The organism is Clostridium sp. JS66, assembly GCF_033561535.1.
Classification (GTDB): Bacteria; Bacillota; Clostridia; order Clostridiales; family Clostridiaceae; genus Clostridium_AM; species Clostridium_AM carboxidivorans.
Genome location: NZ_CP131467.1, coordinates 3,277,750 through 3,294,931 on the forward strand (window position 1 = coordinate 3,277,750; position 17,182 = coordinate 3,294,931).

The window sequence follows — 17,182 nt, forward strand, 5'->3', positions numbered from 1 at the left end:
TATATTCATTGTCAACCCAAAAATTTATTACTGTAATTTTTTAATTCATTCATCTTCTTGTAAACTTCTCCTGAGTCTATAAGTTCTTCTGCCATTTTTACTCCTTCCTTCATATTTTCACACACTTTCCCAACATACAAAGCTGCTCCACTATTAAGTATTACAATATCTCTTTTAGCACCTTTCTTTCCTTGTAAAATTTGAAGTATTGTTACTGCATTTTCTTCGGAACTGCCTCCTGAAATATTATTACTGCTGCTTAGACTTATTTCAAAATCTTCTGGATTTATTGTATAATCTGATATTTCTCCATTTTTCAATTCACTTACATAAGTTAGTGATGTAGTAGTTATTTCATCAAGTCCATCTTCTCCACAAACTACCATAGCCCTTTCACAACCTAAATTAAAAAGTACCTTTGCCATAGTATGGGTTAAGCTTTTATCATATACTCCTAAAACTTGTCCTTTAACAAAAGCAGGATTTGTAAGCGGCCCTAATAAATTAAATATTGTTCTTATACCTAATTCTTTTCTTGGAGCAGCCACATTCTTCATAGCATTATGATACTTTTGAGCAAATAAGAATGTCATTCCTTTTTCATTAATACAGTTTTTTGCTGCTTCAGGCTCTAAACTTATGTTAAAGCCCAATTTTTCAAGTACATCTGCACTGCCACTTTTACTTGACACTGCTCTATTTCCATGTTTGGCTACCTTTACTCCAGCTGCTGCAGCAACTAATGCCACTGCTGTTGATATATTAAAGGTCTTTCCTCCATCTCCTCCAGTTCCGCAAGTATCAATAACATAGTTTGACTCGAGTTTTAAAGTAATTGCATTATCTCTCATTGCTTTTGCAAATCCAGTTATTTCTTCTGTAGTTTCACCTTTCATTCTAAGACCTGCAAGAAAAGCTCCTATTTGAGAATTAGTTCCCTTACCTGACATAATTTCATTCATAGCATCATAAGCTTCTTTTTCCTTTAAATTTTCCTGAGCTATAATCTTTTTAATTATTTCCTGTAACATTACAAATCTCCTTTACAAAATTTTTTATCATTACTTTACCATTTTCAGTAAGAATTGATTCTGGATGAAATTGAAGTCCATAAACTTCGTATTTCTTGTGTTTAATTGCCATTATTTCACCATCATCTAAACTTTCACCTGTTATAACAAGTTCTACTGGAAATGTATTTTTTTCTATTACGAGAGAATGATATCTCATAACTGTTATAGAGCTTTCCAAATCTTCAAACAACTTATTTTGCTTTATGCTTATTTTAGAAGTCTTTCCGTGCATTATGTTATTAGCTCTTACTACTTTTCCTCCATAAGCACATCCTATAGCTTGATGCCCAAGGCATATACCTAAAATAGGAATTCGTTCACCAAATCTTTTTATTGTCTCTATACATATTCCAGCGTTTTCTGGAATTCCAGGTCCTGGTGACAATATAATTCCCTGTGGATTTAAGCTTTCTATATCCTCCAAACATATTTCATCATTCCTAACAACTTTTATGTTTTCATATATTTCACCAATATATTGGTAAAGATTATATGTAAACGAATCGTAATTATCTATTAAAAGTATCACTATATCACCTCTATCATAGCCATAGCCTTATTTAATGTTTCTTCATATTCCTTTTCAGGTATAGAGTCGTAAACAATACCTGCACCAGCTTGAACATATGCATAACTATCCTTGAACAATATGGTCCTTATTGCAATACAGGTATCCATATTTCCATTAAGTGAAAAATATCCAACTGCACCTGAATAAATTCCTCGTTTTGTATTTTCTAATTCATCAATTATCTCCATAGCCCTTATTTTTGGTGCTCCAGATACTGTACCTACAGGTAAACAGGAAGTTAAGGCATCTAAATAATGCAAATCATCTCTTATATTTCCTGAAACCTTTGAAACTATATGCATAACATGGGAATAAAAATCTACATCCATAAATTTATCTAATTTTACGCTGCCAAACTTGCTTATTTTTCCTATATCATTTCTTCCTAAATCCACTAGCATCAAATGTTCTGCTTTTTCTTTTTCATCCTTTAAGAGTTCATCTTTTAATTTTAAATCTTCCTTTGCATTTTTTCCTCTGATTCTCGTTCCTGCTATAGGGTTGGTAATTACTCTTCCTGTCTTTACTGCAACTAAACTTTCTGGTGATGAACCTGCTATTTTAAAATCTTCAAAATCTATATAAAATAGGTAAGGTGAAGGATTTTTAGTTCTCAATCTTCTATATACATCAAAGGGTTTTGATGTGCTTTTTATTTTAAGTCTTTGTGACAATACAACTTGAAATATATCTCCTGCTTTTATATATTCCTTTGCCTTTTCAACCATAGTACAATATTTTTCTTTTGTTACATTGGAAATTACATCTTTCTCATTATTTGCCTCCTTTAATTCATGTATTGTATTACCCCTAACTATAATATCTTTTAGCCTTTTTAAATAACTTACTATATCTTTATAATCCTTTTCTTCATCTGCAGTAACATTATAAATTAAATAAATTTCATGTTTAAAATGATCATAGCAAATGAAAGCTTTGTAAAACATAATATAAGTTTCTGGAGTTTTTATGGTATCTTCATTTTCATTTGGTAGTCTCTCATACTGTCTTATTACGTCATATCCAACATATCCTATGGCTCCTCCTGTAAATGGTATATCAAGTCCTAGTGATTCATAGCTCTCATTTAAATATTTTTTTATATACTCTAATACATTGCCTTTTACATTTTTTAATCCACTTTCATCTTCTACAACTATGCTTTTTCCATAACTCTTCACCTTCATATAAGGATCCATTCCTGAAAAAGAATATCTTCCTATTTCATTTTCAGAATATATGCTTTCAAGCAAAAATTTATTTCTTCCATTTAAGTTATAATAAATTCCTATGGGGGTAATCTCATCTCCATTTACTTTCATAAATAGAGGAAAAGTTTTTTTCAAATTCTTATAATGATAAAATTCTTTTTCTGATAAATTCATTATTTTATACCACCTCTCTTGATTTTAATTATAATTTCAATACAAAAAAGGCCATTTCATCCTAAAAATGGGACGAAATGACCGTGGTGCCACCCAAATTAGCTTATATTTATAGTGAAAAATAAAAAAACATTTCATCCATAAAGGACGAAATGCTAAATTTCGTTATGCCACCTAAATACAAAACTATCTCATACAGGTACAGATTTTACTCGATACCCTGTCCTTTTAACGGTAGACTACCGGCTACTGCTACTACCATTTCGCATTACACCTTGAAGACCCATTCAATATAGACTACAGTATTTGGCTCTCACCATTCCAAACTCGCTTAAACTAAACTTCTTATACCTACTCTTTCTTCTCATCGGTTTTAAACAATTAACTTGTTTTATATATTATACCGTTTTATTCATATTGTCAATACTAAATTTTATACTATTTTAAACCTTATTCCATTAATGCCTTCTTTATGTGTTATTAATGCACTTGTAAAAAAGAAAGAAATACTTTTGTCTGCTACAATTTTAATGTCATGATCTACCACTACATCATCATTTTCTTTTTCTTCATCCATAACTATTTCCTTTTGTATTCCACCACAAGCAGCGCCTGTTTTAGCAATTCTTACTGCAGTCTTATTCTGTTCTTTTAACATATTTTTTATAACTTCAACTGTTTTTTCATCAATAGTTACTTTCATACTTTTTCCTTTCCCTTTACCTATAATATTTTATTAAATTATATTACTATATTGTATTTATATCAATACTTTTACTCATTTTATTCTAGCAACCAATTTTGTAATTTTATAAACTCAGAATTATTCATGCCTTTTACAACATACTCCTTTTGAGCAATTTCCCCTTGAACTGCCGCTTTTATGTTAACTAAATTACTTCTTCTTTGAAAAATATTCTGTGACTTCATTGAACTTTGAACGTTTTTCTTTTGTATTATTACTATGTGTTTTGCTAGTACCCTAAATTGCATAATTAATTCATTTTCTTTTATACATATTCCTGCATTTTTTTGTCTATAATAACCTAATAGAAAGAAAAAAGGTAAAATTAACAAACTAAAAAAACCATATTTAAACTTATAAGTAATAAAAAGTGTTATTATTAATGGGAATATACTAGCTCTAATTAAATAACCCATAATAGATTTATTGGATGAATGAGAAAATTCAAATTTTGGTTCTATTTCAGTTAAAACTTCTTTAAAAAACTTATCTATTTGACTTTTCTTAAGAAGTGGACATAAAATAGTAGATTCACCCTTTTCCTTACCATACCCTATACTTTCAATGTTAATAGACACAGCATTAAAAGGCTTCTTTAGTATTCCTTCTACAATGGATATGCTTTGTATTCTATAAACAGGAATTATAATTGACTTTTTATCAAATAATCCATAAGTTATATTTATTTTATTGCTGTTTCTTTTTATAGTAAAATCATAATATGTTATAACTGTAGTAATAATAGATACTATAAATGTTATTACAAGTGCTATTATTATAAGTGCTGCTATTAACTGAATTGATTTATAAGCCATTATACTTTCAGCACTTTTATTTTCAAAACTATCAAGCTTATTCTTAAAGCTCTTTGGAATCATATTATTTATTTTGTCATATAATACAAAAATAAATAATATGCCCCCCATTATATATTTTGATGTTATAGCAGTAATAATCAAATCCATGACTGAAGCCTTATACTTTATATCATCATGAAAAATTTCTTCTTGTTGCTGCCCTGTTATAACCTTTTCTTCTTCATTTTTCTCAATATTATTGCTGCTTAATAAAACTTCCCTAATATTTTCTGCTTCTTCCTTACTTAAAATTAAGTTAACCTCAGTTTCTTTTCCACCACCTGCAGTATCAATTTTAAGTGTAACTACTCCAAATAACCTTTGAACAAATTTAGAATCTATATCCATAGTATGTATTTTATCTTTAGGTATAAATCTAGATTTTCTACTTATTAGACCTTCTTTAACATGCATACCAGTCTCATCAAAACCATATATATTCTTTTTCCAACTTACTATAGTCGTTACTACAATAGCTAGTACAATTAAAGCAATTATTAAAAATAAGATTTTAGCATTCTTTCCTTTAGTAATTACAGCACCTATTACAATTAAAAATGAAATTATATATTCCTTTAAATTATTAATTATTTTACTTATAAAAAAATATGGATGTTGTTTCTTATATTTCATCTTCATCTAAACTCCTTACTACAGAACTAGTTATAGCATTTTGAAGTTCTTTTGCTATATCATCTACTAAAGCTGGAATCTCATACCTACCTCCTGCAGTGTATATAGCTAAATTTGTAAGTTCAAAATGTGAAAGTATTGGTCCTGTAGATGTATCCACATACTGTATTCTTTTTATAGGAATTACTACAGTCTTTATTATGAGTACTCCATATCTAAGTATTACCTTGTCCTTTTCCATGTAATATGACCAATTTTTATACTCTATCTTTGGAAAAATTAGTGCACTTACAAAATTCAATACTATAATTATAATAAAAATACCTGATACAATGTTCTTAAATTTAAAATGAGGTACAAATTTAAAAAATGCTACAAATACTAAAAATATTATAACTACCCCAATAAATTCTTTAATTCTAAAAACCTTAACAGCATCCTTTGAAATTTTGTGTTCTTGTTCCATGCTTTCCTCCTTGAATTAATAAATATAATTTATGCACTAAATATCATCATGTAATATAGTATCTAGAAGCATATTCATTTGAGTATTTTTGATACTCCTCATTTATTTTTTATTATATATTACTTTATAGTGCTTTAAATAAACTTAATAAACTCTTTATAGTTTAAAAATATTAGAAGAATTTTTTTGTCCTCACTTTATCCAATTTTATTAAATTTCATATTATGATTCCTGTTTGTTATGTTTAAATTTTATATAACTATTATTTCTTAAACATTAAACAAAACTTAAAATATCCTTAAATATTTAAAGTGGATATTTTAAGCAAAAATCATATAAACTTATTTAAACTTTCCAGAGTATTTATAATTCAAAAATAAAAAATTTTAAATTTCCATTAAAAAAAGCAGAAATTTATTCTGCTTCCCAAACACCATCTTTTAAAAATGTATTTGCTTTTTGTTGTGCTTTTTCAACAATATCATCGGTATACCCTAAAATTCCTAAAAGCTTTATAGCATTTTGGGTAGTTGATCTTCCTTCATGTATTTTATAATCAAAAGTTATTTGATTATCTGCAATATTTTCTTGAAAATGATAATTTGAAAAATATCTTTCAAGTATATGAGTAAGTTCTACATCATGGGTTGCAGCAACACATACACAATTATTTAAAGTTAAATATTTTAAAACTTGTGAAGAAGCTGATATTCTTTCTACAGTATTGGTTCCCCTTAAAATTTCATCTACAAAACATATAGTTGGTATATCTTCATTTAAACTATCAATAATTCTCTTTAACGACTTAGTTTCTGCAATATAATAACTCTCATTATTAAATATGTTATCCTTCAACGCCATAGAAGTATATATTTTAAAATAACAGCATTTAAATTCCTTAGCAAGACAGGTATATATAGTTTGCGCAAAAATAATATTTATAGCTAAAGTCTTCAAAAAAGTTGATTTTCCTGAAGCGTTGGATCCTGTAATCAAAATAGAATCTGGCATTTCTATGGAATTAACTACTGCATCCTTTATAAGCGGATGATTGATATCTTTAAAAATATTAATTTGTTCTGTCTTTTTACTACAATTAATTAACTCAGGAGTAACATATTGTCCAATTCTCTCCCTGTAAGATGCAATGGATATACAACTATCTATAGTACCTATAGCTTCAAATATAATTTTAAATTCTCTACTTTTTTCTACAAGCATATTGGATACTTTTTCATAATTGATTAAATCTGTAAGAAATATTATGCTTACATATTCCATTACTAATCCCATATCTGTAGCACTATTACTTGAATTAAATGATGCCTTTTTAATAGACTTCATTGATTTAATAGCTTCCTTTAACTCTTCATTATAATCCTTTAATTCTTCTACCTCTTCTTTTGAAATCAATTGTGCATACTTAACTATTTTCACTATATACTTAAAAGCTTCTAATTTATACTTAATCTTCTTTTCTTCACTATAGTATGTAAACATGTTTATAGCTACAGCTGCAAACATTATGAAAAAACCAATGCGAGGATTTATAAATGTAATAGCTAATGATATAATAGGCACGGCAGCTAGAATTCTATAATAAACTAAAGATGAATTTCTTTTTTTATCTTTGTTGTAAAAGTAATCTGATATAAAACAACTTCTCTTTTTACCTAATTTAGCAAGCAAATATTGTATGTTCTTTCTTTCCTTTTCATTACTTTGAAAAAACTTAATTAATCTATCTCTCAATTTGAGTTCTTTCTCATCATATAAAGGTTCTCTCAACATATTATATAAATATTGTTCGCCAGGACTACTTTCGGTAGAATTTATTTTTTTAAATATGCTGTCCATATTCAAGTCATTCCATGTAATTTCATCTATAAAAAACTTATCTTTTTCATCTTCTTTTTTATTATTAAAATATTCAGAAACAGTTTTAAAATCATCTTCACTATATTTTCTTTCTACATCCTTTCCCCATTCATTTTCTATTCTATGTTTAATTTCCTTGTTTTCTTTAAAATTTGATCCTAAAGTAATTATAGTTCCTATAACTAAAACTACTAAGATATATCCTATAATTGTTGCCATTATTTCTCCTCCTTCTTAGGCATCTTCAAAAATAATAAGTCCACCTGCTAGTCTATTTTATTTCAGACGCCTTAAAAATATCCTCATGGGTAAGATACTTCTTACTTATGAGGATATTAAATGGATATATTATAATATGTCCAAAAATTAAACTAACAATCATCTGGTTTTTTTCATAGCTATGCTTAAAAATAATTTTTGCATATTCATAATCCCCTATGATTGTTAGTTATACCATTCCATAATAATTAAATTTTTACTTATTTGCTTTTATACGTTCTGTAAAATCATCTATAACATTTACTAATTCCCCTACTTCTGGTTTACTCAACTGAGCATCAGCACCTACAGAAATTCCTTTATGCTTCAAATCACCTGTTATTAATGATGAGAATATTACAACCGGCAATTTTTTCAAAAGAGGATGTTCTTTAATTTTTCTTGTAAGAGTATGTCCATCCATCTGTGGCATTTCAATGTCTGTAATCAACATTTGAACATCATCTACAAATTTATCTTTCTTTTCTTCTACTAAGTTTGTTAAATAGTCTAAAGCTTGTTTACCATCATCAAACATTAATAAATTCTTAAATCCAGCCTTAGTAAGCGTATCCTTCAATAATTTTCTTATTAAAGCTGAATCATCTGCTAAGACTATTTTAACATTTGATCTATCTTTATAATCCACTTTTACAATTTTATCTTCACTTATACCTGTGCTTGGATTGATATCTGTAACTATTTTTTCAAAATCAAGCAATAATATTATCTTATTATCTAAAACAATATTTCCTATTACTAAGGAATTTGCAGATATATCATCTGGTTTCATTATTTGTTCCCATCTAATACGATGGACTCCTAAAATATCATCTATGTTAAAGCCTACTTTAACTTTATTAAATTCAGATATTATAACTTTAGATTTTTCTTCTATTTCACTTTGTTTTTCTAATATGTATTTTAAATTTATTAATGTTATTATTTCATCTCTACATAATATAAGTCCGCCTATTGCAGGATGTGATTGTGGCAATTTGGTTAAATTATCTACTTCTAATACTTCTTTAACTTTTATAACATTAATTGCATAATGCTTATTATTTACTACAAATTCTAGTATTTCAACTTCTCCAGTACCACTTTCTAATAATATATTTGTGTTCATAATTTTATCCCTCTCTCCGTTTTAGTATTATTGAAAATTACAAAACAACTTTAGCTTTTCTATATTGTAAGTTAAAGTAAGTAGTTTAAATATATAATCTCATATAATGACAATATATGCAATAACTATATTTAAAATTTTGTGCTTAATACAAATCCACACCTTTCACTCCAAATATTGGCTGCATGAAAGGCAATTTTAATTTCCTATAAATAGATATATTTTCCTTTATTTTAAGTTCTTTAGATACAAATATCTTAACATCTTCAAATTCAAAAACATCATAATTTTCTTTTTCAATTTCATCTTCATAGTAAATTTTTACGTTTAGACTCCTAGCCTGAGTCCTAGTACCATTTCATTCACATTCTACAGATCTACTTATAAGCTTTATTACAAAACATAAGTTTTTATTTTTAACATATTTCAAAGCTTTACTTTCAATAGTTAGTTCAGTATCCATTTAATTTTACTCCTTACATGTTAAAATCAATTGGCATAATCACTTTCTTTATAATCAGAATCATATCCAGGTACTACTTTACCACCTTCTTGTTTTGCTATAACTTTAATATTATGTCTTTCTAACGCTGAAAGCTGCTTTCCTTCACCAGTAAAATTTTTATCTTCTTTGTACCAGGATTTTGATTTAAAATAATTCTTAAAAGGTTCTCCAAATACATATCCATGTCTAGCAAATATTTCATTCCTAGCTAACTGAAGTTGTTTCTTACTTAACCCCTTTAAATCATTTTTAGTTATAGGCCTTTTATTGCTATATGGAAGTATATATTCATTTGAATTTTCATCTTTTTCTTCTGTTTGTATCTTACTATCTTTTTCTGTATTCTGCTTTGTTGATGTTTTTTCATTATTATAGGTAGTCTGCTTATTTGAAGAATTTGAAACACTAGAATTATTATTCTTTCCTTTATTTAAATGCATATAGGTAATACCAAAACCTACAAAAAATACAAGTACTATTGCTGCTGCCAAAGCTTTTAATTTTATACCTCTAGATTTTAAATTGTCAATTCCAGGTTCTGATTCATCCTCCACTTTATCAAATTCATGAGTATTAGATTTCATATTTATAGTAGTATTATCGTCGTAATTTATTTTTTCTTTATGTTCTATGAATTCTACATACTCGCCTTTTTCTACTATAGTATTTTCATCTGAATTATCTTCATTTCCTATAGTATCTTTTATTATATTATCTTCTATCTTTCTATTTATATTATCTTCTTCTATTTTATGCTTTGTACCACAAGATGGACAAAATTTATCCTTACTACTTAGTTCATATCCACATTTTCTGCATTTACTCATTAAAGAAATCACCTTACTTTCTCATAATCCACATATTATATAGCTTTAGTAAAGATTTTATTAATATAAAACTTAAAAATTCACTTAATCATTTTTGAACTTAATTTTAATTTTATCTATGAAAATTTTTATGATTTTTACAAACTTATTTTCATGCATCTTATCATTTTCTTTAAAATTATTGCACTGTTCTTTTTCATCTTTATTACCAATTTCATCAGTTTTTTTATCAACAATACTATTACTATTATTATCACCAAATATATCATCATACTTACATAAGTTTAACGATTCTTCAAGCTTATGATTATCTACTTTATTAAAAAAGTCATTTAATACAGCTGCATTTCCCACATTATTCAGAGTAAAATCAATGAATGGATGTTTTGCTGAATCTATTCCATCAATATAAAATTCCTTATTTGGAATATCAAAAATATACCCTGCTTTTAACTCTGTATTAATCCTTTTTATGCTGCCTTTACATAAAAAAATAATATTTATAAAACTTTTGTTTTTGGGTACCTTCATATAAGTTATGAAGCCTATTCTTCTTCTCACTGCAAAAGGAAGCACTCTATACAAATATCTCAAAATTTCCCTGGAAATATATTCAATATAATTATTTTCACAATCAAGCACTACATAAATCTTTTTCCCATACTGTGCTGCATGAAAAGAAGCTTTAATAATATTCGCAAATATTTCCTCATTTATAGAAGCTTTACTATACATTTCTTCTATAGAAGAAGTATAATTTAAAAGCTTACTTTGCTTAATTTCCAGGACTTCTGGTATAACACGTCCTTTATTTATATCATAATTATGAATAAACCCTTCAGAATATATTATTCTTTCCGGGTTCTTTATATAATCATCTTTTTCTTCTTTTGGAATTATATAATTATGAGTAAAATATCTATTTCTTTCTCCTGTATAATCTCTTCCTGCAAAGGCAGATTCACCAATCACCATTCTACCATCTTCTGTATTTACACAAAAAAGTGCTTTGGGATATTTGGACAAATCTTCTTCTCCTACAAGACTGGCTGGTGTTTCATAAAAACATAAGTCATGTAATGTATTTATTATAAATTCATCCTGCAAATTAACACTCTTTGCCACAGTATCATAACCGGGAGTTTTGCTAAATATACCTTTTCTATCCCTAGTATAAAAATGCTGCTCAATCATAGCCAATCCCTTCTCCCATCTAAATAGTTCATCTCATAAAGCAGCCACAAAAAAGGTTCATCTACCCTTATATGCTCTATACCCACATTTTCATCTATTTTTAAATTTTGAGGATTGCAGCCTAAAGAAGATACTGCAAAATATCCTGTTGTTTTAAAGCAAGCATCCATGGCACCTTTAAAAGGAGCATCAGCTTTTTCTAGAAATTTCATAACTTCTCCATTTATATTTTCAAACTCATTTAAATTAAAAAACTTTTCATGATTATAATTTCTAAAAATATTACTATTTTCACTTATGTATTCTTCATCTCTTAAATTTTTAAGCATATCACTTTTAGTTACCACAACTGCTGTAGGTATACTTGTCTTTTCATGAGATTGCTTCGATATAAAGTTTTCAAAGAAGTACACAATTATGTCCTTAGGTTCTTGATATTTTTCTGTAAAGTCTCCTTTAACTTCCTTATTCATAATACTTATTTTTTTCCTTAAAGCTCTCATTTGAAGTGGGTCTACAAGAAATATTATTCCATCTGAATTTTTTATATGCTCTCCATGCTTTTCTATATAACCTTTATCCGTCATTCCTTCTCCTGGTACATCATAAAAAATTAGAGTAAGAGGAGGAATCTTATCATTTTTAAATTTCATATTTGCTATTAATGGTTCTACATGCTGTTTAGGTGTTGGATCCAACATTATATTGTTATCAAAGATTTTTTCTTGATTTTCTCTTATTTCATCATTGTATTCAGAACTTCCTGCAATAAGCGATGCATCTATTCTCTCGCAAGTATATTTTTCAAGCACATATAAGAGTGCAGTCATATAAACAGATTTACCTACCTGAGAAGCTCCAACTACGGAAATAACTTTTGAAGGCCCTCTACCAGCAGTTATAGGAAGCTCATTATGACAATAAGGACAAAGCCTTTCACTGGTACTTATATCATATTTATCTTTAATCTCTATAAGAACTCCATCCACTTTTGTTTTACTTTTTTCTGGAATATCCTGAGTTTTAATTACTGAATTTATTTCCGGTAAAGGTGATTTCCCAGTTTTTCTATTGTATTCATTTAATAATTCATCTACTGTCTTTTCATATTCAGGGTCTCCTTCTTCTGCATGAGAAGCCCTAAAAACCACCTGCTCTGTTTTAAATTTCTTAAAACAGAAGGGGCATTTTATCATAAAAGGTCCCTTTTCATAAGTAGCTTTTTTATATTCATTTTTCTTTTTATTCTTTCCATGAAAAATTTGAAAAAGACCCATAAGTCTCAACTCCTTTAAAATCACTGTTTCTTAAGATTATACATATTTCCATATTTCTCTGTATTCTTTATAAATAATTTTAAAAATTCATTTTTACCTACTGTAATTTCTGGCATAACATTTGTACCAGCATAAATATCTTCAATGAATTCAAAACATATTCCATCTTCCTTACTTAAAGGATAGGAACCTTGCTTTTTCACATAGCACAATACATCTTTACTTAAATTCACTTCTGAATATATACATATTTGCAGTTTTTTCTCCTTTGAAAAGAAACTGCCAAAAGACCTTACTTCTTTTATTTCATAGCATATTTTAGGAGTACCCGTAGTTACCAAAATTTCATTTTTACCATCATTTTGTTTTAAAAGTGTTATCTCATTTTCTTGTTCAATGGCAGGAAAAATAAAATATCTATACTGATTTATTTCCCTTATAGTTTCTACATAACCATTAAACTCTTTAAACTCTTCTCTAGTATACATTTTAACATTTTTTTCATTAATATTATCTAATTGAAAATCTTCAAAAATGTCCATTTTTAGTATATAAACTATATCAATGTCCTTTGGCCATCTCCATCTTATTGTAAGGCTCTTTTTATCCAAATTGTAGCTTAAATCTTGTATTTGTTGCTCTTTATTAGTAAATTCTATAAGCTTCATAAAAGCACCTCTTTTTAATTTTACTGAAACATATTGTTTGAACTGTCACCTTCATAAACATTAAAGTTCTTTATTTTATCCATATAAGAGGATTTCTTAGAATAGTCTTTTACATCTACTTTTACAGGTATAATGGTAAAAATCACAGCAATAACAATATCTGCTATACACCTGTGCAGCATCCCCATCCATGGTACATATAAAAATCCTGTTTCCATAATAATTCCTGCTGCAAGTCCTGCCAAAATTCCACCTACTAAAAATCCCTTAAGCAAATTTTTGTTATCAAACACTAAGCTCACACTTAAAGCTATTAATGCTCCTAAGAAAGTAATAAATATTACTCTAAGAAGCTTATATAATGAAGAAGCTTCATAAATTCCGTACCTCTTATCTACAAGAAGCCTTTGCTGTCTATCCATATATATTTTATTAAATACATTTTTTAAATCCTTTATTTCTTTTACATTATAATAATTTCCGCCACTCTCTTTGGCTATTTCCTTAAGCATAGAAAAATTATTGCCATTAGACATTCCAATAGTATAAATAGATATATTCTTTTCCTTAAAAGGCTTTAAAGTTTCATCAAACTTCTTACTTAAATCATATGTATCTCCACCATCTGATAACATTATAACCATAGCATTTTTATTTTTAGTTTCTGAAGATTTTATTTCATCATAAGATTTTTCTAAAGCATCTCTCATGTTAGTATTTCCTTTAGGATTTTTCATATCTTTTAACTTGTTTGAAACTTCTTCTCTGCTTTGTTTTGTAACCTGAGTCATAGGAAGTATTCTTTCTGCAGTATCATCAAATTTATACATAGAAAATCTATTATCTTTATCCATATTATCTATAAGATTTAATGCTGCAGAAAATCTTTCATTATTAGGATCTGTATTCTTCATACTTCCAGATGTATCTATAGCAAATACTATATCATCCACCTTTTTAAACTTTTGCGTACTTATTTCATACAAAAATTGAAACATAGCTCCAAATACAAATAATCCAATTAAAGTACATGGAATTAACAATTTAAAAGAAGTTTTTAAATAATTATTTTTCCACCCTTGCCCATTTAATCTAGGACTTATCATCTCTCCTATAAGACACATAGTTCCTATACAAAGTGCTAATATTCCAAAATATAATCCCATGAGAATAACTGAAGACATAGTATATCTTAAAGAATTTAAAAGTATTTCTCCTAATATAAAACCAATTACTCCTCCAATTAAACTCATTATAATCATAGTTATATTTACTCTTTTCTCTATCAAAATTCGCCCCCCAAACTAATTTATTATATAGTTTTTAACCTTTACCTGATTTCCGGCAATTCGCTTACATCTATTCCATGGAATTCATATCCATTTTTCAAACAAGCTTCATATTTATCTATAGAATTTCTTATATAGAATATATCCTTAGCCGCAAAACCACCCATTAAATTTAAATTTTCAATTCCACTTATTCTTTTTTCATGTACATATCCTATTTTATAATTTCTAACTTTCCTATCGAAATCAAAAGCATATTTTATAAAATTACTGCTGTAATCTCCAAAAAAATATTTTTCTGCATAACTCTTTACATCATAATTCATTATATAAATCTTAAGTGCTGAATTTTCTCCTAAAATATCATAAAGTTTTCTATATATTTCATCTTTAGATAAAACCTTATTTTCCAAGTTTCCTGTATCCACATTAGCTCTTTCGCTTAATTCTTCTTCAAAAGACTTTATAAAATCTGGTTGTGGTAAAATATACTTATCGCAAAATTCTATTAGTTTCAAAATAAAGTCTTCTTGAGTTCTTTTTATAATCTCAGAAGAATTTCCGAAATATTCTTCTCCAAAATAAAAATCTTCTCCATATTTATTTATAAGATTTTCTAATATATTATCTACAACTTTTGTGTAATAGACCTTTATATTCTGTCCTGTATAACTCTGCTGTTTTCTTACTATTACATCTTCACATTTAAGAATTATGCTATGAATATTTTTAGTTTTCTCAATATATTTGTAAATTTCTTTATGAATATTATTCAATGCAGCTTCATATTTTTCTAAGATTTTTATAAAAATATTTAACTTTAAAATGTTAAGTTTTCTTCCATATACTTCTGTAAACAATTTTTCTTTTACCTTATCAATATTCTTTCCTCTAGTAAAAATGTTTTTAAAGCTAAATTCTTCTACAAACCTGCTTTCATATGTATTTTCAATTTCTTTCCTCAACCCTTCTATAGAATTTGAAAGAATCTTTTTTTCTTTTTTTATGTATTTAAAAACAATGCTTTCTCCATCACTCCAATTTAAAGCACAATACAAACCTAATTTGTCATTATTTAATACACTTTTTTCAAATAAAACACTAAATTCATTTTCAAAATTAATATCATTAAGTTTTTTATCAGCATATTCTATAAAATTATTATTGAAAAAATTTTCACATCTATCTCTATATAACTCTTCTTCTATTTGTCTTAAATTAAGCTTTGAAAGTCTTTTTTCCAAAGACTTAGTATTATTCATCATTATGCTGTTCATATCATAAATTGTAACAGCTTTAGGTAAAATTCTTTCTATACTAAAAGCTACATTATCTTCATCTAATTTTAAAATACTAACTATAGTTTCTTCATCTTTTTTAGAAAATTCTTTTAATCTTTTTATAAAGTTTTCATAAAAAGCTCTAACTACAGTAATAGCAATAGCCTTATTAGGTCTTTTCACTACTGCAAGTCCTGCTGAAACATATCTATTTAAAGAATCATCCAAACTTATGTTAGCTTTAAATCTAGTATTATCATAATACTGATTTTCTGTATCAGAATAAGTTTCAATACTCACATTTCTATTTTTTAATAGATTGATGTAACCTATTATATTATAATTGTTTTCCATAGACTTTTCTGGTATAAGGCCTTTTTCATTTTTTTCTTCTAATACGTATGTAAGATAAAATACAGGTCCTTTTGCTTCCACTAAAAGTTCTCTTTCTTCTCCATATATTTCTATTCTTTCTTTAAAATAAAATAGCTTTTTTTGCACATATTCCAATTCTCTAAAAAAGCTCATAGACATAGCCTCTGAAAGAAATTCATCTTCCACATCTTTTTCTTTTATAATTATATAAAGATCAGCAATTCCAAGCTTAAAAACTTCAAGCATTCTCTTTTTTACAAGCATAGTTATTTCAGGCAATATTACATTTAGAGGATCATCTGAAGTTGTAACCACAGCAATATTTATATTTTCAAAGGAATTAAACAACTTTCCAGAACTTAATATCTTATCCCTAACCATAGTTATTTTTTCATTTAAACAAGCAAGCATCTTTTTATTACTATAAAAGTTGTCTCTTATATCTTTTCTTAAACTTTTTTTATCTAGACCACTATATTCTATTTGAAAATTGAATACATTATCATCATCTTCAACTTTTTCCTTTAAAACATTCATAAAAACTATAGCTTTTCCATTATCCCAATTACATCTTATATTGCTGCTTATATGCTTTGAAGCATCTTTAACGCCATCTCCTATAAACAAAAAAAGTATAGGATTATTTGCACTTCTTTGAGCATCTCCCATAAAGATTTTTCTATCTGCATTTAAAGAATACTCCTCAGCAAAACTTTCTAATATATCCTCCATCAAAATCCCTCCAGTACAAATATTGCAAAGCAATATTTTT

Annotated in this window: 14 protein-coding genes and 1 other annotated feature; all 14 genes read right to left on the minus strand. The window is 27.2% G+C overall.

Annotation, left to right across the window (positions count from 1 at the left end; genetic code table 11):
- Positions 1 to 11: 11 nt before the first annotated feature.
- The gene (gene trpD, locus Q6H37_RS15295; RefSeq protein WP_318733655.1) at positions 12 to 1,031 is read right to left on the minus strand and encodes an anthranilate phosphoribosyltransferase; all 1,020 of its coding nucleotides are present in this window, start codon (positions 1,029 to 1,031) and stop codon (positions 12 to 14) included.
- Entirely contained in the window at positions 1,012 to 1,602 is a 591-nt protein-coding gene (locus Q6H37_RS15300; RefSeq protein ID WP_318733656.1) for an aminodeoxychorismate/anthranilate synthase component II, read from the minus strand. Before Q6H37_RS15300 ends, trpD begins: the two co-directional genes overlap by 20 nt.
- Positions 1,602 to 3,032, minus strand: coding sequence for an anthranilate synthase component I (trpE, locus tag Q6H37_RS15305; RefSeq protein ID WP_318743035.1), 1,431 nt, complete (start codon positions 3,030 to 3,032; stop codon positions 1,602 to 1,604). The genes Q6H37_RS15300 and trpE overlap by 1 nt, the downstream gene beginning before the upstream one ends.
- Before the next feature lie 62 nt (positions 3,033 to 3,094).
- Positions 3,095 to 3,406: a binding site (T-box leader), on the minus strand.
- 56 nt (positions 3,407 to 3,462) lie between these two features.
- Positions 3,463 to 3,732, minus strand: a complete 270-nt coding sequence (locus tag Q6H37_RS15310; protein WP_318733658.1) for an iron-sulfur cluster biosynthesis family protein — start codon at positions 3,730 to 3,732, stop codon at positions 3,463 to 3,465.
- Between the two features lie 80 nt (positions 3,733 to 3,812).
- A complete protein-coding gene (locus tag Q6H37_RS15315) occupies positions 3,813 to 5,264 on the minus strand; it encodes a PH domain-containing protein (RefSeq protein WP_318733660.1) in 1,452 nt (483 codons plus the stop codon).
- Positions 5,254 to 5,730 carry a PH domain-containing protein gene (locus tag Q6H37_RS15320; protein WP_318733662.1) on the minus strand — a complete coding sequence of 159 codons (477 nt, stop codon included), beginning with the start codon at positions 5,728 to 5,730 and terminating at the stop codon, positions 5,254 to 5,256. The genes Q6H37_RS15315 and Q6H37_RS15320 overlap by 11 nt, the downstream gene beginning before the upstream one ends.
- A gap of 414 nt (positions 5,731 to 6,144) precedes the next feature.
- Positions 6,145 to 7,827, minus strand: coding sequence for a MutS-related protein (locus Q6H37_RS15325; protein ID WP_318733664.1), 1,683 nt, complete (start codon positions 7,825 to 7,827; stop codon positions 6,145 to 6,147).
- Positions 7,828 to 8,083: 256 nt separating this feature from the next.
- The gene (locus Q6H37_RS15330) at positions 8,084 to 8,995 is read right to left on the minus strand and encodes a chemotaxis protein (protein ID WP_318733666.1); all 912 of its coding nucleotides are present in this window, start codon (positions 8,993 to 8,995) and stop codon (positions 8,084 to 8,086) included.
- Between the two features lie 489 nt (positions 8,996 to 9,484).
- A complete protein-coding gene (locus tag Q6H37_RS15335) occupies positions 9,485 to 10,327 on the minus strand; it encodes a YARHG domain-containing protein (protein WP_318733668.1) in 843 nt (280 codons plus the stop codon).
- Positions 10,328 to 10,411: 84 nt separating this feature from the next.
- Positions 10,412 to 11,521 carry a hypothetical protein gene (locus Q6H37_RS15340; protein WP_318733670.1) on the minus strand — a complete coding sequence of 370 codons (1,110 nt, stop codon included), beginning with the start codon at positions 11,519 to 11,521 and terminating at the stop codon, positions 10,412 to 10,414.
- Entirely contained in the window at positions 11,518 to 12,798 is a 1,281-nt protein-coding gene (locus Q6H37_RS15345) for a TRAFAC clade GTPase domain-containing protein (RefSeq protein ID WP_318733672.1), read from the minus strand. Before Q6H37_RS15345 ends, Q6H37_RS15340 begins: the two co-directional genes overlap by 4 nt.
- Before the next feature lie 20 nt (positions 12,799 to 12,818).
- Complete coding sequence (locus Q6H37_RS15350; protein WP_318733674.1) at positions 12,819 to 13,466, minus strand: hypothetical protein; 648 nt, start codon at positions 13,464 to 13,466, stop codon at positions 12,819 to 12,821.
- A gap of 20 nt (positions 13,467 to 13,486) precedes the next feature.
- On the minus strand, positions 13,487 to 14,755 hold the full coding sequence (locus tag Q6H37_RS15355) for a vWA domain-containing protein (protein WP_318733676.1): 1,269 nt from the start codon (positions 14,753 to 14,755) through the stop codon (positions 13,487 to 13,489).
- 41 nt (positions 14,756 to 14,796) lie between these two features.
- Positions 14,797 to 17,142: a hypothetical protein gene (locus Q6H37_RS15360; protein ID WP_318733678.1), complete on the minus strand. Its 2,346-nt coding sequence runs from the start codon at positions 17,140 to 17,142 to the stop codon at positions 14,797 to 14,799.
- Positions 17,143 to 17,182: the final 40 nt, after the last annotated feature.

Bases quoted from the DNA above. Each gene is read 5' to 3' on its own strand.
- Q6H37_RS15335 (WP_318733668.1), bottom strand. From the start codon at position 10,327: ATGAGTAAATGCAGAAAATGTGGATATGAACTAAGTAGTAAGGATAAA.
- Q6H37_RS15310 (WP_318733658.1), bottom strand. From the start codon at position 3,732: ATGAAAGTAACTATTGATGAAAAAACAGTTGAAGTTATAAAAAATATG.
- Q6H37_RS15350 (WP_318733674.1), bottom strand. From the start codon at position 13,466: ATGAAGCTTATAGAATTTACTAATAAAGAGCAACAAATACAAGATTTA.
- Q6H37_RS15340 (WP_318733670.1), bottom strand. From the start codon at position 11,521: ATGATTGAGCAGCATTTTTATACTAGGGATAGAAAAGGTATATTTAGC.
- Q6H37_RS15360 (WP_318733678.1), bottom strand. From the start codon at position 17,142: ATGGAGGATATATTAGAAAGTTTTGCTGAGGAGTATTCTTTAAATGCA.
- Q6H37_RS15330 (WP_318733666.1), bottom strand. From the start codon at position 8,995: ATGAACACAAATATATTATTAGAAAGTGGTACTGGAGAAGTTGAAATA.
- Q6H37_RS15325 (WP_318733664.1), bottom strand. From the start codon at position 7,827: ATGGCAACAATTATAGGATATATCTTAGTAGTTTTAGTTATAGGAACT.
- Q6H37_RS15315 (WP_318733660.1), bottom strand. From the start codon at position 5,264: ATGAAATATAAGAAACAACATCCATATTTTTTTATAAGTAAAATAATT.
- trpD (WP_318733655.1), bottom strand. From the start codon at position 1,031: ATGTTACAGGAAATAATTAAAAAGATTATAGCTCAGGAAAATTTAAAG.
- Q6H37_RS15345 (WP_318733672.1), bottom strand. From the start codon at position 12,798: ATGGGTCTTTTTCAAATTTTTCATGGAAAGAATAAAAAGAAAAATGAA.
- Q6H37_RS15320 (WP_318733662.1), bottom strand. From the start codon at position 5,730: ATGGAACAAGAACACAAAATTTCAAAGGATGCTGTTAAGGTTTTTAGA.